This is a genomic window from Streptomyces sp. NPDC026377, from assembly GCF_055567715.1.
In genome coordinates this window covers 204,224-222,386 of sequence record NZ_JBVHPV010000003.1, presented here as the reverse complement: position 1 = coordinate 222,386, position 18,163 = coordinate 204,224, and the positions used below count along the sequence as shown (strand labels likewise).

At 71.8% G+C, this 18,163-nt stretch carries 17 protein-coding genes; 10 read left to right on the top strand and 7 right to left on the bottom strand.

The genetic code is table 11. The features are described from left to right. Nucleotides 1–31: 31 nt before the first annotated feature. The 4 genes from ACZ4MU_RS08690 to gap all read left to right on the top strand — a co-directional run bounded on the left by ACZ4MU_RS08690 (nucleotide 32) and on the right by gap (nucleotide 3,740). Entirely contained in the window at nucleotides 32–454 is a 423-nt protein-coding gene (locus tag ACZ4MU_RS08690; protein ID WP_467872752.1) for a DUF6003 family protein, read from the top strand. 178 nt (nucleotides 455–632) lie between these two features. Next, nucleotides 633–1,442 carry an SDR family oxidoreductase gene (locus ACZ4MU_RS08685; protein ID WP_467872749.1) on the top strand — a complete coding sequence of 270 codons (810 nt, stop codon included), beginning with the start codon at nucleotides 633–635 and terminating at the stop codon, nucleotides 1,440–1,442. 194 nt (nucleotides 1,443–1,636) lie between these two features. Next, nucleotides 1,637–2,596: a GlxA family transcriptional regulator gene (locus tag ACZ4MU_RS08680; RefSeq protein ID WP_467872746.1), complete on the top strand. Its 960-nt coding sequence runs from the start codon at nucleotides 1,637–1,639 to the stop codon at nucleotides 2,594–2,596. A 145-nt stretch (nucleotides 2,597–2,741) separates the two neighbouring features. Then, nucleotides 2,742–3,740: a type I glyceraldehyde-3-phosphate dehydrogenase gene (gene gap / locus ACZ4MU_RS08675; protein ID WP_467872743.1), complete on the top strand. Its 999-nt coding sequence runs from the start codon at nucleotides 2,742–2,744 to the stop codon at nucleotides 3,738–3,740. Nucleotides 3,741–3,901: 161 nt separating this feature from the next. Here gap and ACZ4MU_RS08670 read toward each other — a convergent pair whose 3' ends face one another. The 3 genes from ACZ4MU_RS08670 to ctaD all read right to left on the bottom strand — a co-directional run bounded on the left by ACZ4MU_RS08670 (nucleotide 3,902) and on the right by ctaD (nucleotide 7,535). After that, nucleotides 3,902–4,489, bottom strand: a complete 588-nt coding sequence (locus ACZ4MU_RS08670) for a hemerythrin domain-containing protein (protein ID WP_467872741.1) — start codon at nucleotides 4,487–4,489, stop codon at nucleotides 3,902–3,904. A 10-nt stretch (nucleotides 4,490–4,499) separates the two neighbouring features. Continuing rightward, complete coding sequence (locus tag ACZ4MU_RS08665; protein WP_467872739.1) at nucleotides 4,500–5,699, bottom strand: hypothetical protein; 1,200 nt, start codon at nucleotides 5,697–5,699, stop codon at nucleotides 4,500–4,502. Between the two features lie 111 nt (nucleotides 5,700–5,810). Continuing rightward, nucleotides 5,811–7,535 carry an aa3-type cytochrome oxidase subunit I gene (ctaD, locus tag ACZ4MU_RS08660; RefSeq protein WP_467872737.1) on the bottom strand — a complete coding sequence of 575 codons (1,725 nt, stop codon included), beginning with the start codon at nucleotides 7,533–7,535 and terminating at the stop codon, nucleotides 5,811–5,813. Between the two features lie 283 nt (nucleotides 7,536–7,818). Here ctaD and ACZ4MU_RS08655 point away from each other — a divergent pair, with 283 nt between their 5' ends. Continuing rightward, the gene (locus ACZ4MU_RS08655; protein ID WP_467872734.1) at nucleotides 7,819–8,292 is read left to right on the top strand and encodes a DUF1360 domain-containing protein; all 474 of its coding nucleotides are present in this window, start codon (nucleotides 7,819–7,821) and stop codon (nucleotides 8,290–8,292) included. Nucleotides 8,293–8,356: 64 nt separating this feature from the next. Here ACZ4MU_RS08655 and ACZ4MU_RS08650 read toward each other — a convergent pair whose 3' ends face one another. Together ACZ4MU_RS08650 and ACZ4MU_RS08645 are read right to left on the bottom strand one after the other, a co-directional pair. After that, complete coding sequence (locus ACZ4MU_RS08650) at nucleotides 8,357–8,815, bottom strand: DUF6098 family protein (protein WP_467872731.1); 459 nt, start codon at nucleotides 8,813–8,815, stop codon at nucleotides 8,357–8,359. 20 nt (nucleotides 8,816–8,835) lie between these two features. Next, nucleotides 8,836–9,063 carry a DUF5133 domain-containing protein gene (locus ACZ4MU_RS08645; protein ID WP_467872728.1) on the bottom strand — a complete coding sequence of 76 codons (228 nt, stop codon included), beginning with the start codon at nucleotides 9,061–9,063 and terminating at the stop codon, nucleotides 8,836–8,838. A gap of 284 nt (nucleotides 9,064–9,347) precedes the next feature. On the opposite strand from ACZ4MU_RS08645, the gene ACZ4MU_RS08640 reads away from it, so the two are divergent. From ACZ4MU_RS08640 to ACZ4MU_RS08620, 5 genes are all read left to right on the top strand, one after another. Continuing rightward, nucleotides 9,348–9,800 (top strand): SRPBCC family protein, encoded by a 453-nt coding sequence (locus tag ACZ4MU_RS08640; protein WP_467872726.1) that lies wholly within the window; start codon nucleotides 9,348–9,350, stop codon nucleotides 9,798–9,800. Then, nucleotides 9,793–11,382, top strand: a complete 1,590-nt coding sequence (locus ACZ4MU_RS08635; RefSeq protein ID WP_467872723.1) for a phytoene desaturase family protein — start codon at nucleotides 9,793–9,795, stop codon at nucleotides 11,380–11,382. The genes ACZ4MU_RS08640 and ACZ4MU_RS08635 overlap by 8 nt, the downstream gene beginning before the upstream one ends. A gap of 114 nt (nucleotides 11,383–11,496) precedes the next feature. Further along, complete coding sequence (locus ACZ4MU_RS08630) at nucleotides 11,497–11,871, top strand: PadR family transcriptional regulator (RefSeq protein WP_467872721.1); 375 nt, start codon at nucleotides 11,497–11,499, stop codon at nucleotides 11,869–11,871. Then, a complete protein-coding gene (locus ACZ4MU_RS08625; RefSeq protein WP_467872718.1) occupies nucleotides 11,868–12,926 on the top strand; it encodes a hypothetical protein in 1,059 nt (352 codons plus the stop codon). The genes ACZ4MU_RS08630 and ACZ4MU_RS08625 overlap by 4 nt, the downstream gene beginning before the upstream one ends. 124 nt (nucleotides 12,927–13,050) lie before the next feature. Beyond that, nucleotides 13,051–13,578, top strand: coding sequence for a phospholipase A2 (locus tag ACZ4MU_RS08620; protein ID WP_467872715.1), 528 nt, complete (start codon nucleotides 13,051–13,053; stop codon nucleotides 13,576–13,578). A 60-nt stretch (nucleotides 13,579–13,638) separates the two neighbouring features. On the opposite strand, the gene ACZ4MU_RS08615 is transcribed toward ACZ4MU_RS08620, so the two are convergent. Together ACZ4MU_RS08615 and ACZ4MU_RS08610 are read right to left on the bottom strand one after the other, a co-directional pair. After that, nucleotides 13,639–17,247 carry a glycosyltransferase gene (locus ACZ4MU_RS08615; RefSeq protein ID WP_467872713.1) on the bottom strand — a complete coding sequence of 1,203 codons (3,609 nt, stop codon included), beginning with the start codon at nucleotides 17,245–17,247 and terminating at the stop codon, nucleotides 13,639–13,641. A 239-nt stretch (nucleotides 17,248–17,486) separates the two neighbouring features. After that, nucleotides 17,487–18,101 (bottom strand): dihydrofolate reductase family protein, encoded by a 615-nt coding sequence (locus tag ACZ4MU_RS08610; RefSeq protein ID WP_467872711.1) that lies wholly within the window; start codon nucleotides 18,099–18,101, stop codon nucleotides 17,487–17,489. Nucleotides 18,102–18,163: the final 62 nt, after the last annotated feature.

The window sequence follows — 18,163 nt, the reverse complement described above, 5'->3', positions numbered from 1 at the left end:
TTGTGTCCGTTAGAGAAAGCGATTGCCCCCGATGGCCGACGACGCCTACCTCTTCCTCCTTCCCGAGCGGCACCCCCGGCTGGGGGCCGCCCTGGCCTCCGTCGGAGAGCTCGAATGCTCACAGACGCCGGCCGTCCACGGCTGGCTCCAGGCGCACGGGGTCTCCGCCTCGTCCGAACACGTCCGGATCCTGCCCGCCGGGGCTGAGGGGTTCATCCCGGAGGAAGCCGAACGCCTGCCGGTGCCACTGAGCGAGGAGGAGACCGTACGGGTGCAGCAGGAGTGCGCGCCCCAGTCCGTCACGGAGCTGGAGAGCGAACTGCTGGAGTTCCGTGAGACGACCGAGGACTGGGAGGCACTCGTCCACCGGGCCCTGACCGCGGGCGTGCCGGCCGCGCGCGTCGCTCAGCTCACCGGGCTCGATCCACGGGACATCGCGCATCTGACCGTGTGACGTCTCGAGAAAGCGCTTCGCCCCGGTAGGCGCTGCACGCCCGCCGGGGCGCCGTGCCGACGTGCGACGGCCCGGCCCCGCCCTTCGACACCGTGCCGCGTTTGCCCCGTATGCCTGCCGGGTACAGCGATGCATCACGTGAGAAGTGAGGCCGAAGCACGACCACGAGGAGATCCGGATGTCCGCCCCCACCCCGACCGCTTCCAAGACCGCCCTGGTGACCGGATCCGACTCCGGGATCGGCCGCGCCACGGCCGTCCGCCTGGCCGAGGCGGGTCTGGATGTCGCCATCACCTGGCACAGTGACGAGAAGGGCGCCCAGGAGACCGCCGAGGAGGTCCGTGCCACGGGCCGCCGGGCGGTGGTGGGCCGCATGGACCTCACCCGGCTGCCGGACGCCCTCGACACGATGGACGACCTGTGTTCCCAACTCGGCCGTCTGGACGTCCTCGTGAACAACGCCGGTACGGGCACCGCCACGCCGTTCCTCGACCTCAGCGAGCACGATCTGCGCCGGGTCCTGGACGTGGACCTGGTGGGTCCGTTCCTGTGCGGGCAGAAGGCGGCCCGCAGGATGATCGAGCAGGGTGACGGAGGCCGGATCATCAACGTGACCTCGGTGCACGAACACCAGCCCCGGGTGGGAGCGGCCCCCTACTGCGCGGCCAAGGGCGGCCTGGGACTGCTCACCCAGACCATGGCCCTGGAACTCGCCGAGCACGGCATCACGGTGAACGCGGTCGCCCCGGGCGAGATCGCCACCCCGATGACCGGCCAGGAGGACGCGGACGTCCACTCCACGCACCGTCCCGGCGTTCCGCTCGGCCGCCCCGGGGACGCCCGGGAGGTCGCCGCCGTCATCGCCTTCCTCGCGGGGCCCGACGCCTCCTACGTCACCGGCGCGTCCTACAGCGTGGACGGCGGCATGCTCCGGATGGGCCCGATGGCCGGATCCCACCTCACCAGCGACGACTGGCGCCGCCCCTGAGAGCCGGGGCGGCACGACCCCGCGCGCGCCGGACGCACGGAGCGCACGGCACCGCCCGCACGCCTCCCGATACGAAGCCAGCCCCTCCCGCACCTCCACGCACCCCCGCAAGCCCTTTCCGCCATCCGCGCGCGGGCCGCGCGCCGAGGGACGCCGTAGCCGTCCGGCGCCAACCGCCCTCGTACGCTTGTCCCGTGCCACCCTCCTCCCCGCTGCGGCGCGTCGCCGTCCTCGTGCTCGAAGGCGCCAAGCCGCTCGATGTCGGCATTCCCGCGCAGGTGTTCACGACCCGCGCCAGCATGCCGTACGAAGTACGGGTGTGCGGGGCGGCCCCCGGGCTCGTGACCGGGGGCGACGGACTGTCCTACTCCGTCGCCCACGGCCTCTCCGCGCTCGCCTGGGCCGATCTCGTCTTCGTCCCCGGCTACCGGTTCCCGGGCCGTGAGGATCCGCCCCGGGACGTCCTGGACGCGCTGGTCGCCGCCCACGCCCGGGGCGCCCGGCTCGCCGCGATCTCCACGGGCGCCTTCGCGCTCGCCGCCACGGGGCTCCTCGACGGCAGGCGCGCCACCACGCACTGGCATTACACCCGGGCGCTGGCCGAGAAGCACCCCCGGGTACGGGTGGACGAGAACGTCCTGTTCGTGGACGAGGGCAGGGTGCTCACCTCGGCGGGTGCCGCCTCGGGCATCGACCTGTGCCTGCACATCCTGCGCGGGGACCTCGGTGTGGCCGCGTCCAACCACGCGGCCCGGCGCCTGGTCGCGGCACCGTACCGCAGTGGCGGGCAGGCGCAGTACGTGCCGCGCAGTGTGCCCGAGCCGCTGGGCGAGCGGTTCGCCGCCACCCGGGAGTGGGCGCTGCACCGCCTGGACGAGCCCCTCACCCTGGAGGCGCTGGCCCGGCACGCGGCGGTGTCGGCGCGGACGTTCTCACGGCGGTTCGCCGAGGACACCGGGTACACCCCGATGCAGTGGGTCATGCGCGCCCGCATCGACCGGGCACGTGAGCTGCTGGAGCGTTCGGAGCGCGGCGTCGAGCAGATCGCGACGGACGTGGGACTGGGGACGGGCGCGAATCTGCGGCTGCACTTCCAGCGCGTGCTCGGGACCACGCCCACCGAGTACCGGCGGACCTTCACGCGTGGGCAGTAAGGGGCCCGGCACCAGTGGAGTCCGCGCTTCCGGGACCACTGACGCCCCATTGGCGAGATCCTTGCGAACCGTGGCGCTCACGCCACTGCCATCGTCGTTCCTGCCGCGCGAGGCTGGTGGCGAACCGAAGGGACGGACATCACTCATGACTCGCATCGCCATCAACGGATTCGGCCGTATCGGACGCAACGTGCTGCGCGCGCTGCTCGAACGCGACAGTGATCTGGAGGTCGTCGCCGTCAACGACCTCACCGAGCCCGCCGCCCTCGCGCGCCTGCTCGCCTTCGACTCCACCTCCGGCCGGCTCGGCCGCCCGGTGACCGTGGACGGGGACACGCTCGTCGTCGACGGCCACCGCATCAAGGTGCTGGCCGAGCGCGAGCCCGCGTCCCTGCCGTGGGCCGAGCTGAACGTGGACCTCGTACTGGAGGCGACGGGCCGTTTCACCTCGGCCAAGGCCGCCCGCGCCCACCTGGACGCGGGCGCGCGGAAGGTCCTGGTCAGCGCGCCGTCCGAGGGGGCGGACGTCACCCTGGCGTTCGGGGTCAACACCGACGCGTACGACCCCGGGACGCACACGATCGTCTCGAACGCCTCCTGCACCACGAACGCCCTCGCCCCGCTGGCCTCGGTGCTCGACGAACTCGCGGGCATCGAGCACGGGTTCATGACGACCGTGCACGCGTACACCCAGGAGCAGAACCTCCAGGACGGCCCGCACCGCGACCCCCGCCGCGCCCGCGCCGCCGGGGTCAACATCGTGCCGACCACCACGGGTGCGGCCAAGGCGATCGGCCATGTCCTGCCCAACCTCGACGGCAAGCTGTCGGGCGACTCGATCCGGGTGCCGGTGCCGGTGGGCTCTATCGTCGAGCTGAACACGACCGTCGCCCGTGATGTGACGCGCGAGGACGTGCTGGCCGCCTACCGCGCGGCGGCCGAGGGGCCGCTCGCGGGCGTGCTGGAGTACTCGCAGGACCCGCTGGTGTCCTCGGACATCACCGGCAACCCGGCCTCCTCGATCTTCGACTCCGCCCTGACGCGGGTGGACGGCCGCCACATCAAGGTGGTCGCCTGGTACGACAACGAGTGGGGCTTCTCCAACCGGGTCATCGACACGCTGGAGCTGCTCGCCAGGCCGTGACGTACGGCGGTTGACGGTCCGGACCGGTGGCGGGCGCCCCGGCCCGGACCGTCAACCGTGCCGTCGCCGTCACTGTCGCCGTCGCCGTCACTGTCGCCGTCAGGAGACCGGGCGGAGAGGACCGAGGCGGACGGGACCCACTCCCGGTGACACGGGCCGGTTCAGCCGTCCATGGCCTTGCGCACGGCGTCCCTGGTGCGGTCCACCAAGGCCGCGACGGGCCCCAGGGCCAGGTTGGCCGCGCGTGACTCCACCCCCGGGTGAGGGCGGGTGGGCGCCACGGCCTCGGCGGCCTTGACGGCTTTGGCCATCGCCACCAGCTGGGTGACGTCGGTGCTGCGGCGGAGGTGGGTGAACTCGTAGCGCTCCTCCGCGCGTGCGTGTTTCTGGACGTCCTGGCGCAGCTTCAGTAGTTGCGGCAGGAACTTCGGGTCGTCGGTGTCGTAGTCGTCCAGTTCCGAGAGCGTCTCCTTGGCCGCCCTCTCCTCGGCGAGCCGGTCTTCCATGATCTGCCTGCCGCCGACGATTCCCCCAAGGAGGAAGGGGTGCACGACCTCCTCCTCGGCCGTCTCGTGCACCGCGAGCAGCCGCACCAGGCGGCGGAACGCCTCGCGCCGCTCCTCTCCGGTACCGGCCTCGACCTCGTCGAACAGATTGCGAATGTCACCGTGCTGACGCATCAGCAATGACACCACGTCGGTGTCGGAAGCCCGGTCGTCTCCGGCGTGCGGGGTGGTGAGCTCACTCATCCGCCGTGCCTCACTTCTCGCGCTGGGAGGGATCGGGGTGCTCGCCCTCGGTCTGGAGGCGGTACTCACGGCCGAACATCGCCTCGTGTTCCACCATGACGCGATCGCTCGGGGGCGCCTCACCGCCGTGGATCCGCTCCTGCATCCGCTCGAACCGCTCGTGTGCCTCGCGGACATATCCCGCGCCCAGCGTCGTCAGATCCATCTGGGTGTCCAGCAGCTCGCGCAGATAGCCCTTGTTGGGCTCGAAGGTCAGCACGTTCGGCAGCTCGGGCGCCAGCACCGACTCCGGGTCACGGCCGTCGTGACGGCGCATCAGGTCGCAGGCGATGTGCAGATGCTCCAGCTCCATGTTCAGATGCAGCTCCCAGACCGCCTTGACCCGGGGGTCGCTCTCCTGCTCCATGAACGAGTAGTAGAGGTAGCACTCGTTGTACTCGTGGTTGACCAACTGCTCCCACCACGTCTCCCCCGGATCGACCAGCGACTCGTAGTGGGTGACGTGCTCCTCCTCGATCAGCCCGATCTCCTGGTAGAGCCGGCGCGCGATCGGCTCCATGTAGGTGGGGCCGGTGTTCATGTAGAAGTTCATCGTCTGCTGCTCCGCCGACATGACCGTCAACGCGTGCAGCTTCGACAGCGGATTCGTCTCGTCCTTGGCGTAGGGGTCGCGGACGTTGTCGACGGGGTCGCGGTGGTGGAAGCGGGTGGGCCGGCCGGGCATGACCTCGGTCAGCCCGTCCACGATCGACTCCGCCTTGCGGTGCTCGATCATCTCGTACAGGTTCGCGTACCGGTACAGATGGTCGAAGTCCTCCAGCACACCGAACTGGTACGCCTGGCGCAGATACGGATCCGGCTCCATCCGCGCGATCCACGCCGTCAGATCCACCGCCACCTGCTCGTACGCGATGGTCGTCTCCAGCACCGACGACACCCCCGGCAGCAGCCAGTTCACGACCTTCTGCTGCTGCGCCTCGATGTAGCGGGTCCGGGCCAGCTGCCGCTTCACCTCGGGATCCTTGGTGTGGCGCGCCAGTTGGTGGCTGAACATGATCGCTTCGACCTCGATGCCGTTCATGGTGATGATGCGGCAGCGGGTGTACGGGTGGCAGTGGTCGGGGTCGATGGGCTTGACGTCGAGCTCACGCCAGTTGCGCAACTGGCGGTCCAGCGGGATGCCGCGCTGTTCGAGCGGGTTGAAGGTCACTCCGGTCCTCCTCATCGGGGGTGAGTGGGCGAAGTACCCCCGCGGTCACGCTCCATGTCCGTCCTGGACGTGTCCGGGCGCGCACTCACGTCAACGGCGCGTTTTCACCCCTCACTTGCCGTGGTCCGGGCCGGACGCGGGCCGGACGGCGTCGTCCTCGTCGATGATGTCCCGCCCGCTGTGGCGCGCCGGGTCCAGGGCGGTGATCTCCGGGTGGTGGAGGTCGAAGGCCGGGGACTCGGAGCGGACCCTGGGCAGGGTGGAGAAGTTGTGCCGTGGCGGCGGGCAGGAGGTGGCCCACTCCAGGGAACGGCCGAATCCCCATGGGTCGTCGACCGTGACGCGGGGCGCGTACTTCGCCGTCTTCCACACGTTGTAGAAGAACGGCAGCGTGGAGGCGCCGAGCAGGAAGGCGCCGATGGACGAAAGGGTGTTCAGGGCCGTGAACCCGTCGGCGGCCAGATAGTCGGCATACCGTCGCGGCATTCCTTCGGCGCCCAGCCAGTGCTGGACGAGGAACGTGGTGTGGAATCCGACGAAAAGCGTCCAGAAATGAATCTTCCCCAGGCGTTCGTCGAGCATGGTGCCGGTGAACTTCGGCCACCAGAAGTAGAAACCGGCGAATGTGGCGAAGACGACCGTCCCGAAGACCACGTAGTGGAAATGGGCCACCACGAAGTACGAGTCGGTGACGTGGAAGTCCATGGGCGGGGAGGCCAGGATGATGCCGGTGAGACCGCCGAAGAGGAAGGTGACGAGGAATCCGATCGACCACAGCATGGGTGTCTCGAACGACAGCGATCCGTTCCACATCGTGCCGATCCAGTTGAAGAACTTCACCCCCGTGGGCACGGCGATCAGGAATGTCATGAAGGAGAAGAACGGCAGAAGGACGGCCTGGGTGGCGAACATGTGGTGGGCCCACACGGTCACGGAGAGACCGGCGATCGAGACGGTGGCACCGACCAGCCCGATGTATCCGAAGATGGGTTTGCGGGAGAACACCGGGATGATTTCGGTGATGATGCCGAAGAACGGCAGCGCGATGATGTAGACCTCCGGGTGCCCGAAGAACCAGAACAGGTGCTGCCACAGGACGGCGCCGCCGTTCTCCGCGTTGAACACCTGGGCCCCGAAACGCCGGTCGGCCTCCAGCACCAGGAGCGCCGCCGCGAGCACGGGGAAGGCGAACAGCACCAGCACCGAGGTGAGCAGGACGTTCCAGGTGAAGATGGGCATCCGAAACATGGTCATACCGGGCATGCGCATACAGATGATGGTGGTCACGAAGTTGACCGAACCGAGGATCGTCCCGAACCCGGACAGCGCGAGACCCATGATCCACAGATCGCCGCCCACGAACGGCGTACGCTCACCGCCGCTGAGGGGCGTATAGGCGGTCCAGCCGAAGTCGGCGGCTCCCTCCGACGTGAGCAGACTGCCCACCACGATCAGCCCGCCGAACAGGAACAGCCAGAAAGCAAGCATGTTCAGCCGGGGAAACGCCACATCGGGTGCGCCGATCTGCAAAGGCATGATCGCGTTGGCGAAGCCCGCGAAGGTCGGGGTCGCGAAGAAGAGCAGCATGATCGTGCCGTGCAGGGTGAACACCTGGTTGTACTGCTCGCTGGAAACGATCTGCAGGCCGGGGCGGGCCAGCTCGGCGCGCAGCACCAGCGCCATGACTCCGCCGATGAGGAAGAACCCGAACGACGCGATCAGATACAGATGACCGATCTTCTTGTGGTCGGTGGTGGTCAGCCACGAAACCAGCACCTGGCCGCGCGTACGGCCCCTTACCGGGATCGGCGCGACGGGCTCGGTTGTAGTCCCCATTGACGCTTCCTTTGGTCGGATCTGCCGCCTGGGTGCCTGGGCGGAGGCGTCAGTACCCACCACAGCGGGTCCTACGCGCGGCCTACAGATGTACTACGGAAACTGACGCGAAACGAAGGCTTCGCGCCGCGGATAACTCAGTTGGCTCTCACCCCGCGTCAAACGATGTGACGCCACGGAGAAGGCGCGTGCGGGGAACCGGACCGGGTACACGAGGTCTGCGCGTGTCACAGGGCCGCGCAGACGATCGACTGGCCCACCGGGCAGAACGAGGCGGGGTTCGATGGGAAAACTCCAGGACCTGCGGTCCCATGGCGGGCATCTGGGTGCTCTGGCCGCGTGGGGCGGATACACGGCCGGCTGGGCCGTGCTGCTGCGGCGCCGGGGGCGACCGCTGCCGGCCGCCCCCGAACCCTGGGACGTCCTGCTCACCGCGGCGGCGACGTTCCGCCTCAGTCGTCTGATCGGCAAGGCGACGGTCACCCGGCCGCTGCGCGCCCCGTTCACCGAAGTGGACGGCGCCGGCGCGCCCAGCGAGCTCAACGAGACCCCGAGCGACGAACCCGGCAGGCAGACCATCGGCGAGCTGATCAGCTGCCCGTTCTGCCTGAGCGTGTGGATCGTGACCACCCTCACCGGTGCCAAGGGGGTGTGGCCCCGGGCCACGCGGACGGTGACCGGGGGCCTGACCGCTCTGGCCGTGGCGGACGCCTTGCAGTTCGCGCACGCGGCCCTGGTCCAGCAGACGGAGGAGTGAGGACGGGGTCCAGCAGACGGAAGGGCGGCAACGGAAGGGTGACCGTTACCGGGCTGCCGTCCGTCTACTGCGCCTGGTTCGCGATGTCCCGGTCGAGGGGACCCCATCGGCCGGGCAGGCTCCTGATGATGTCCACCGCTTCGACGATCACGTCGTCGGTGATCCAGGCGAGCGGTTCCACGTCGATGACCAGGGGCTCGTTGTCCGGGCCCCGGCCCACCTCCCTGCCGCGCAGGATCCAGGGCCGGGTGGCCGGGTCCTTCACGGCGGGCAGGTGGCAGTAGTCGTACAGACGCCGGGCGACCCACACGCGAGCGGGACGGTCGCCCCACCACTCCTCGACACCCAGCGCGCTGGCGGACAGACCCGGCAGCTGGATGCCGGTCAGGTCATCCGTGCTGGAGACGCTGGTGAGGTCCCACTGGGGCCCGCACGACCAGCGCACATAGAGGTCCCGGCGACCGGCCACCAGCGAGGTGACGGCATCCAGGCCGGTGAGGGTCGGCAGCGGGACGACGTCCATGACGAGCGAGCGGGGACGGTTCAGCCGACGAGCGCGAAGTCGCCCTCGGCGCGGGCGCTGCTCAGCCGGCGGTGGGCCGCGGCCAGGGCGGCCTCGATGTCGCGGGTGCCCGTGGACACGCACAGGGTGTAGGTGACGTCCTCGATGCGCCGCCCCACCTCGGCCGAGCCCTCCTGCGCGTACAGCGTCCGCAGCGTCTCGTACCGCTCGACCAGGTCCTTCAGTACCGCGGGGTGCGCCATCAGCATGGGGCTTCTCCTTACCTGAGCCACGGAACGTGTACGGAGGTATGTTCGATGTCACGCATGTGCCCCGGAACGCACGGGGTAATCGTGCGGCAGCCGACACCCGTTTGCACCAACTGCTCGACCTCCTCCACACAGTGCATCCAAGCCCGGATCACGGCAACCGGACCTGGTGACCGGGCCTCGGCTCCCCTTCTCCCGCCCGGTCGGACCCCGTCGGACCGCTGATCACACCACCTCCCCGGGTGCTTCACTGGCCGGAGATCCCCTCGTGAAAGGACTCCCTCATGGCCGTCCGTCACCGGTTGGTCCGACGTCCCCCGCAGGCGGTGTGGGCCGTGCTGTGCGATCCGAGGCGCTATGGCGAGTGGGTGGTGGGGCCCTCCCACTCCACACCGCTCGACCACACGTGGCCCGAGGTGGGGTCGCGGCTGGGCTTCACCCTGAAGCTGGGTCCGTGGTCCCTGAAGGGCGTCACGGTCGTCCGCCACCAGGAACCGGTGAAAGAGCTGGAGATGGAGGCGGTGGTCAAGAACCTGGGCACGGCGAGGATCCTGCTCCAGCTGCGGCCCTGGGGCGAGGAGACGCTGCTCGTCTGCGACGAACACCCCCTGCACGGCCTCGGCGGCACCTTCCACAACCCCGCGGTCGAGGCAGTGCTCCAGCTCCGGCACCGGGGCATGCTGGGCCGCCTGGCCACGCTCGTGGAGAAGAACCACGCCGAAGCACGCCATGCCTGACGCCGTGGTGATCGGCGCCGGCCCCAACGGGCTGGTGGCGGCCAACCTGCTGGTCGACGCCGGGTGGAGCGTGGAGGTCCTGGAGACGCAGAGCGAGCCGGGCGGCGCGGTCCGCAGCGACCGGGGCGTCCATCCCGACTACGTCTCGGACCTCTTCAGCGCCTTCTACCCCCTGGCCGCCGCCTCTCCGGTACTCGCCCGGCTCGATCTCGCCGCCGAGGGCCTGCGCTGGAGCCACGCCCCGCGCGTGCTGGCCCACCCTCTGAGCGACGGCCGGTGTGCCGTGCTGGAGCGCCGCGCGCAGGACACCTGCGCCGGCCTGGCGGAGTTCGCCGCGGGGGACGCGGACGCCTGGCGGGACATGTACACGATGTGGCGCCGGGTGGGGCCGGATCTCGTACGGACCCTGTTCACGCCCTTCCCGCCGGTCCGCTCCGGGCTGCGGCTGGCCGCGCGGCTGCGGGGGCCCAGTGGCTTGCGGCTCGCCCGTAACCTCGCTCTTCCCGTACGCCGGCTGGGAGAGGAGCAGTTCCAGGGCGAGGGGGGCCGGCTGCTGCTGGCCGGGAACGCCCTGCACGCGGACCTGGGGCCGGAGGCCGCGGGAAGCGGCGGGTTCGGCTGGCTGATGTCGATGCTGGCGCAGAGCCACGGTTTTCCCGTGCCCGTCGGAGGGGCCGGGGCGCTCACCGGCGCGCTCGTCCGCCGTCTGCGGCGCCACGGCGGTGTGCTGCGCTGCGGGGAGCGCGTTGCGACGGTCGTCGTGCGCGGCGGAACGGCGGTGGGCGTCAGGACCGTCGCCGGGGAGAAGATCGGCGCGCGCCGGGCGGTGCTGGCCGATGTCTCGGCACCGGCCCTGTACCGGGATCTGGTGGGTGAGGAGCACCTGCCGTCCCGGCTGCTGCGGGACCTGGAGCGCTTCCAGTGGGACTTCGCGACCTTCAAGGTCGACTGGGCGCTGTCCGGGCCCGTGCCCTGGACGGCGCCGCAGGCGGCCGGGGCCGGGACGGTCCACCTCAGCGACGGCGTGGACGCCCTGACCCGGTACGCCTGCCAGCTCGCGGTCGGACAGGTGCCGGACGAACCCTTCGCCCTCTTCGGCCAGATGACCACGGCGGACCCCAGCCGCTCCCCCGCGGGCACGGAGTCGGCATGGGCCTATACGCACCTCCCGCAGCGCATCACCGGCGACGCCGGGCCGGACGGCATCACCGGCCGCTGGGACGCCCACGAGCAGGAGGCCATGGCCGACCGGGTCGAGGCCCAGGTGGAGCGCTTCGCCCCCGGCTTCCGCGCCCTCGTCCGCGCCCGCCGGATCCTGGCCCCCACCACGCTCCAGGCCATGAACGAGAACCTGCACAACGGGGCCATCAACAACGGCACCACCGCCCTGCACCAGCAGGCGATCTTCCGGCCCGTACCCGGAACCGGCCGCCCGGAGACCCCCGTCAAGCGGCTGTATCTCGCCTCCGCGGCCGCCCATCCCGGCGGCGGGGTGCACGGAGCGCCGGGCGCCAACGCGGCGCGGGCAGCGCTGCGGCCCGAGGCCCTGCGCACCCTGCTCCACCGCGCGCAGCTTCTGTGAACCGCCGGCCGCGCGGCGCGGTGGCGGAGTGTGCTCTCTCCCCCGCCCCTGGACAGCTCTTCCGATTCTTCGACTATTCTCAGTACTCAACTAGTCGGGTGCTGGGGAGGGATCGTGCCGGACGTCCAAGCCGCGTGGCTGCGCGCGTCGTTGCCGTTGTGCCTGCTCGGCGTGCTGGCCACCGAGGGCGAGAGCTACGGCTACGCCCTGATCCAGCGCCTCGGTGAGGCCGGGCTCGGGGGCCTCAAGGCGGCCACCCTCTACCCGGCTCTGGGCAGGCTGGAGGAAGAGGGTGCGGTCGAGGTGCGGTGGAGCGCGGGCGACGGCGGACCGGGGCGGAAGTACTACCACCTCACCGCCGCCGGACACACCCGGCTCGCCCAGGAGTACCGGTCCTGGCGCGCCCTGGACGACGTGGTGAGCGCGCTGGCCGGGGACCGCTCCCCCGCACCGAGGACACCCGCGGACCAGAAGGGTGAGGGCCGATGAGGCGCGGTACCGGGCAGCGGCCGGTGTGGACGCACCAGGACGACGAACGGTGGGCGGCGGAGTTTCAACTGGCGCTGGTCCGCCGCCACAACCCGCCGCGCACACTGGCGGACGAGGTACTCGCCGAGGTGCGGGAGATCGCGGCGGAGGCGGGCGTGCCCGTACGGGAGGCGGTCGGCGAACCGGACGCCTACGCCGACGCGGTCGCGGCGGAGCGCATCAGCGAGAAGCTGCGCAGCGCCGACGGGCTGGACGGGATGGCGGCCGGCGGCCGGTTCACGGCCGGGTTGATCATGGCGGGTTTCCACGCCGCGCTGTTCGGCATCGTGCTCTGGGTGGGCGACGGGTTCTGGCTCACGGCGGGGTGGCCCGAACTGACGGGCGGGGCGCTGCTGGTGGTGCTGTCCGTGACGGTGTCCGGGGTGCTGCCCGAACTGCGGGCGGCCGCGCGGCCGCGGGCCTGGCGCATCGCGCTGACAGCCGTGTTCCTGCTCGTCGTGACGGCCGCCGTCCTGTTCACCTCCGTCCCCTCCGAGCCGCTGGCCGAGGTGCCCGCGCCCGCGTTGTTCGGCGTCGGGACGCTACTGGTGGTCGCGGGCTTCCGGCTCTCCGAGGAGCGGGCCGGGCGCTGGTTCCTCGGGCGGCGTGCGGCGCGGGAGCCGGTCGGTGACGACGCCTGGCTGGCGCGCCTCGAAACGCTGTTGCGAGGGCGGCACGGCTTCCCGCGCGCCGCCGCGGCCCGCTGCCGGGAGGAGGCCCGGGACCATCTGCGGGCGTCCGGCGGTGGCGCGGCCGACGAGTTCGGTCCGGTCGAGGTGTACGCGCTGCGGCTGGCGGACACCCCGGGGCGCACGGGCCGCGCGGCGCGCACCCGGCTGGTCCCGACCGTGGCCGTGTGCGCGATCGGAGTCGGGTGGGTGTACGACCTGCTCGCCCACCCGGAGCCCGGCTCGGTGTGGTTCTGGCTGAAGGCAGGGGTGGTGCTGCCGGTCATCTGGACGGGCGTCTCCTCGCTGCGCCAGGTCCGTACGGCGCTGCGCCACCGGTCGGGATAGGGGCGGGCGACGGCTGACGACAGACGCGGCCGGGCAACCGCCCACGGGGGTCACCCACAGCTACCATCGTCCACGCCAGGTAGCCGCCTGTCACCCCCGCGCCCGCTCCCCGGACAGGACCCGCATGAGACCGCACACCCCCCGCCGCGCCGCGGCCCGCATGCTCGCCGGGCTCGCCCTCTGCGGATCGTTCCTGCTCGGCGCCGTGCCGAATGCCGCGTACGGGGCGGTGGACACCCCTCCCGGGACGGCATCCCGGGAGCCACAGACCACGTACACCGAACAGGTGCGCAGGCGAGCCGACTTCCTTCAGGCGAGGAACTACCGCGAGTTCCCCGCCTACGCACGACGGCACGAGAAGCCCTTCGACTGGAGCACCGACGGTTGTTCGCCCCCCACTCCCCGCCTGTGGGCGCAGTTCTTCCACCGCGCCTGCGTCATCCACGACTTCGGCTACCACAACTACGGCGGGCAGCGGCTGCGACTGGATCCCACCGAAGCCCGGCGCAGGCACGTCGACGACCGGTTCCTGGAGGAAATGCTCCGGATCTGCGCCGACCACCCGGACGCCCTCGCGAACTGCGCCGGCACCGCGCGGCTGATGCACCGGGCCGTACGGCGCTTCGGAGGCCCCGCCTACTACGGGGCGTAGGCGCTACCCGGGACTGCCGGGGGGCGCCCCGGGCAGCCGGCCTGCGGGCAGGGCATCCCGTCACCCGGTCCAGGACGGGACCTCGCCGGTCCGGGGCGGGACTTCGGACAGGACCTGACGGGCGGCGGCGTCCCAGGTGACCGCGGCGGCGAGACGGCCGCGTACGAAGTGCATCCGCTCGAACGCCTCGTCCCGGCCGGTCAGGCACTTCTCGATCCGCGCTGCCCACTCCCGGCTGTCGTCCTCGAAGTCGCCCGTGACGGGAACGATCAGGTGGTCGGCGTCGGCGCGCAGTTGCTCGCGCAGGAGCTGCGCGAGTCCGCTCTGGTCGCTCACGAGCACCGGTACGCCCCGCAGGATGGCCTCCTGCCCGACCAGGCCGAAGCCCTCGGAGCGGGACGGCATCACCACCAGTCCGGCGCGCAGCATGTCGGACTCCAGCTTGCGCGGGTCGGCGGAGTAGGGCCGTACGACAACGCGCAGGCCGGGACAGCCCGACCAGTCGCGGATGAGCTGCTGCTGTTCGTCGGCCTTCTCCGGTGGAGCACCGCGCACGAACAGCTCGACGGGCTCCCCCGCTGTTCTGGCCCGCAGTTCGTGCACCATGCCGCAGGCCCGGGCGGCGAGGTCGACGCCCTTGAGCCGGACGTCCTCGGTGCGGCCGACGAACAGCACCTTGTGCAGCCCGGCCGGCGGGGGCCTGCGGCGGGCGAAAGCGGTCGAAGGGCCCGCCGCGCCGGGCTGTCCGGTGGACAGGGGCGAATCGAAGCCCGGGTCCAGGCGCAGCGGTTCGGGCACTCCCGCGTCCCAGAGCTCGTTGCTGAAGCGGCGTTGCAGAGCGGGGCCGACCGTGACGACCCGGTGGGCCGTCGCCCCCAGCTCCCGCTCGATGTCGGTGCGCTCCTCCGCCTGCCGGGCGCGGTCGACGCCCTCACCCAGCTTGTGCCATTCGATCTCGTCCGGGGCCATGTGGACGAAGTGCAGCCGACGGGCGCGCGGGAAGAAGTCCTCCGTGAGGTGGGCGGCGGCCGGTCCGGTGATACGGGCGTGTCCGATGACCAGATCGGGCTGGACGCCGTGCGGGAGCGTGGGCCGACGGGTGAGCCGGCCGTAGTCCGGGGCCCCCGGCGCTCCCGGGTGGGTGAGCAGGGTGACGCCCTTCTCCTTGGCGTCGGTCACCTCCGAGGCGTCCGCGTCCAGCACGATGCAGAAGACCTGGGCGCCGGCCGTCGCCATCGCCACGCACAGGTGCCGGTTGAAGGTGCTCAGCCCCCCGCGGCCCGAGGACCATTCGGTGGCGACGACCAGGACGCGGGGCCGCTCCGAGAGCACCTGGGCGGCGGCCAGTTCGGCGGCGGCCACCGAGCCGAAGTCGTCCTCGAGGTCGTGGACGTCGCGGTAAGAGACGTCGCTGTCGAAGCCCTCGTCCTCGGTCCCGTAGACGTCGGTCCCGTAGGCGTCGGTGCCCACGTCCTCGTCCGTGCTCATGTCCTCGTCGGCGGCGTCCTCGACACCCAGGTCCTCGTCCGCGGTCGGCGCGGGCCGGGCGGTGACGGCCAGGCCCTGCTCCGCGGGTGCCGCGGCCGCCGGGTCGTCGGCGCCGCTGTCCGCGAGCGCCCGCAGCAGCGGTCCCGGCACCGCATGGCCCAGGTAGGCGCTGTCCCGCACCAGTTCGCCGAGGATCCGTCCTGCCGCGGCATGGGTGGCGAGGTGTTCGAGGATGTACGGGTCCGCCGCGGCCCAGTCGCGCCGTCCGTCGGTCGTGCGCGGCACCAGACGGGTCAGTCCCCGTGCCATGCGCCGCTGTTGTTCCCGCTCGTCGTCGGATGCCCGCAGGAACTCCATGAGCGCGACGTGGAAGAGCCGGTGGACCGGGGTGCCGTCGGGGCGAGTGCTGTCGACCACGAGGTCGTCCGCCCGGTCGCGGAATCCCTCGAGCTCCCCGGGCGCGCACACCTCGCCGGTGAGGGCTTCCGCCAACGGCGCCCACAGCCCGTACGGAAGGCCCGTTCCCTGCGCGTAGGCGAGCGGCGACAGCAGGCGCAGCGAGCGGGCCTCGTCCGGGCCGAGACGCCGGAGCAGACCCCGGAACAGCGCCGGGAGGTCCCCGGCGTCCTGCGGTATGCCGTCGGCCGTCAGCGCACCCGCCGCCAGCAGGTGCAGCATCAGGAAGGAGTGCTCCCTGTCGCGGGTGGCGTCGCGCCTGAGCTCCGCGAGGGCGTCCGGCACCTGGCGGGGGTCCCGGGCCAGGCGGTGGGCCACCTGGTGCAGGGCGTCCTCGTCGCGGTACTCGGGCGAGTCGAGGTCGAGGACCTCGACTTCCGCGCCCAGCGACCCCAGGCGCTCCGCGCGGGTCGCGACGAGGAGCCGCACCGCCGGGACACGGCCGAGCCCGCGCACGAAGCCGGCGAGCGGCTCGTCGTAGGAGGAAGGCGCGATCTCGTCGAGGCCGTCGAGGACGACGACGACGGGGTCGGTCCGCGCGCTCAGCGCCCCCAACACGTCCCACGGGGCCGCGCCGGGGCGTCGGCCCAGGGCGGCGGCCAGGTCGTCGCAGAGGGACCGCAGACCGCTGACACCGTGGCCGCTGACCGGAATGACGGCCAGCCCCGGCGGCGGCAGCGTCTCGGGCGCGGTGTTCATCCTGGCGGGGCTGTCGGGGTCGGTCAGCGCCAGGAAGCGGCCGAGCAGGGCGGACTTGCCGGCGCCGGGCTCGCCCACGACCACGAGCGGGGGCACCGCGGTGCCGGGGGCCGTCCGCACCCACGAGGCGATCCGCGCCAGGGCTTCGGTCCGCCCCACGAAGAAGTCGCCCGGTTCGGCGGCGTGCGCGACGCCACGGCCGCGCGGCTCGAAATGGTCGCGGTACTTGTGCCGCAGCCGGGCCAAGCCCTCGGGGTCGAGGGTGTCTGGCGGAAGATTCGGTACGTATCGGGGGTTGGGGAAGAAGGGTTCCGTCTCCCCCGTCCGGTGCCCGGCATAGAGCGGCCCCTCGTCCGTCCCCCCGTCGGACGAGAGGTGGTGGCGCATGTCCTGGAGCACGTCGGTGACGAGGAGGTAGCGCTGCCTCGTCCCGGCGCTGGGATGGGTGAGCGCGTACGTCCAGGCGTCCGCCAGGGACCCGGTGCCGTCGTGGGGGTGCCGGTGGTGCGTGATCAAGTGGTAGGCGCGGTACGGGTGTTGCGCCGGTAGGTGCGGCATGGGCCAACCGGCCTCGCCGGGGACGTCGGCCCGGGCCGTGCACACGTCGAGAACGGTCAGGGCGCTTCCCGCACCGCTCTCGGCGACCAGGGCGGTGAGGTCGTCGGCGGCCGGCGACGCGAAGACGCGCCGCGGTTCACTGTCCGAGGCGAGCAGACGCAGACGCTGCCCGTCACCGGCACCGTGGCCGTTGAAGTACACGACCAGCACGTCGTCCAGGCCGAGCCGGGCCTGTCGTGTCCAGCGAGTCACGCCGGACCACAGTTGCTCGGTGGTGGGCGAGGTTCCCAGTTCGGCGAGGACGCGCTCGTACCCGAAGCCCGCGAGCACTTCGGCCACGCGGTCCGCGTCCGCCCCGGCACGGGGAAGGTCCGCCAGGACGGGCGACCGGTACTGGGAGACGCCGATGGCCAGGAGGTAGCGGCGCCCCGTGTCCGTGCCCCGGGGGCCCACTTCGCCTGCGCTCACGCCCGATCCCCTCGCTCCGGCGGCCGGGCGGGGCTCCCGCCACCGCCCCCGGCCTGCCGCCCCTGAGGCCCGCGCCCCGCTCCCCGCGGGCGGAGGGCCGCCGATGCAGGTCCGACCTTAGGGCAAACAGCCTGGCCGCCGGGGCACTTCGCCGGGAACGCGCGCCGGATCAGGACCGGACCGGGCCGGGCGCGGTGGGCCCGGCCCGGTCCCACCCGGTCCGGTCCCGTCCCGTCCCGTCAGAGGACGTCGTAGGTCAGGTGGGTCGCGGTCGATGTCGCGATCACGCTCCGCCGCACCAGCGAGCGCGGCGCTCCCCCGGTGAACAGGGGCGTCCCGGCCCCCAGCATGACAGGCGCGAGATGAAGCGACAGCACATCGACCAGTCCGGCTTCCAGCGCCGAGGCGACCGTGGCGCCGCCGCCCATGACGACGACGTCGAGGTCCCTGCCGCTCTGCGCCGACGCGGCCTCGGCACGCTCGCGCGCGGCGGCGACGGCGTCGGGCAGCCCGGTGGTGACGAACGTCCAGTCGAGGTTGCTGGTCCGCACCGACCGGGGCCGCGTGCTCGTCACGACGACGAACGCGGGCTTGCCCACCTCTCCGGCGCCGTAGCCGGTGGTGTCGTCCCAGCCGTTCGGACCGTCGACCACATCGAAGAGCCGACGGCCCAGGACGACGGCGCCCGAGCGGGCGGTCGCCTCGCTCAGGAGCCCGCGGTCCTCGGGGTCCTCGGAGAACGCCCAGAGGTGAAGGGCCTCGCCTCCGGTGCCCAGACCGTTGTCCGGGCCGGGGTCGGGGCCGGTGACGAAGCCGTCGAGGGAGAGCGAGATGTCGGCGATGATGCGTGTCATACCGGGTAGACCCGGTCCGCGGTACGAACTCATCGCTTCCGGGGTGACGTACCGCTCGCCGC

Bases quoted from the DNA above. Each gene is read 5' to 3' on its own strand.
- ACZ4MU_RS08635 (WP_467872723.1), top strand. From the start codon at position 9,793: ATGCCTGACGCCGTGGTGATCGGCGCCGGCCCCAACGGGCTGGTGGCG.
- ACZ4MU_RS08610 (WP_467872711.1), bottom strand. From the start codon at position 18,101: ATGACACGCATCATCGCCGACATCTCGCTCTCCCTCGACGGCTTCGTC.
- ACZ4MU_RS08620 (WP_467872715.1), top strand. From the start codon at position 13,051: ATGAGACCGCACACCCCCCGCCGCGCCGCGGCCCGCATGCTCGCCGGG.
- ACZ4MU_RS08685 (WP_467872749.1), top strand. From the start codon at position 633: ATGTCCGCCCCCACCCCGACCGCTTCCAAGACCGCCCTGGTGACCGGA.
- ACZ4MU_RS08670 (WP_467872741.1), bottom strand. From the start codon at position 4,489: ATGAGTGAGCTCACCACCCCGCACGCCGGAGACGACCGGGCTTCCGAC.
- ctaD (WP_467872737.1), bottom strand. From the start codon at position 7,535: ATGGGGACTACAACCGAGCCCGTCGCGCCGATCCCGGTAAGGGGCCGT.
- ACZ4MU_RS08655 (WP_467872734.1), top strand. From the start codon at position 7,819: ATGGGAAAACTCCAGGACCTGCGGTCCCATGGCGGGCATCTGGGTGCT.
- ACZ4MU_RS08690 (WP_467872752.1), top strand. From the start codon at position 32: ATGGCCGACGACGCCTACCTCTTCCTCCTTCCCGAGCGGCACCCCCGG.
- ACZ4MU_RS08645 (WP_467872728.1), bottom strand. From the start codon at position 9,063: ATGCTGATGGCGCACCCCGCGGTACTGAAGGACCTGGTCGAGCGGTAC.
- ACZ4MU_RS08625 (WP_467872718.1), top strand. From the start codon at position 11,868: ATGAGGCGCGGTACCGGGCAGCGGCCGGTGTGGACGCACCAGGACGAC.
- ACZ4MU_RS08640 (WP_467872726.1), top strand. From the start codon at position 9,348: ATGGCCGTCCGTCACCGGTTGGTCCGACGTCCCCCGCAGGCGGTGTGG.
- gap (WP_467872743.1), top strand. From the start codon at position 2,742: ATGACTCGCATCGCCATCAACGGATTCGGCCGTATCGGACGCAACGTG.
- ACZ4MU_RS08650 (WP_467872731.1), bottom strand. From the start codon at position 8,815: ATGGACGTCGTCCCGCTGCCGACCCTCACCGGCCTGGATGCCGTCACC.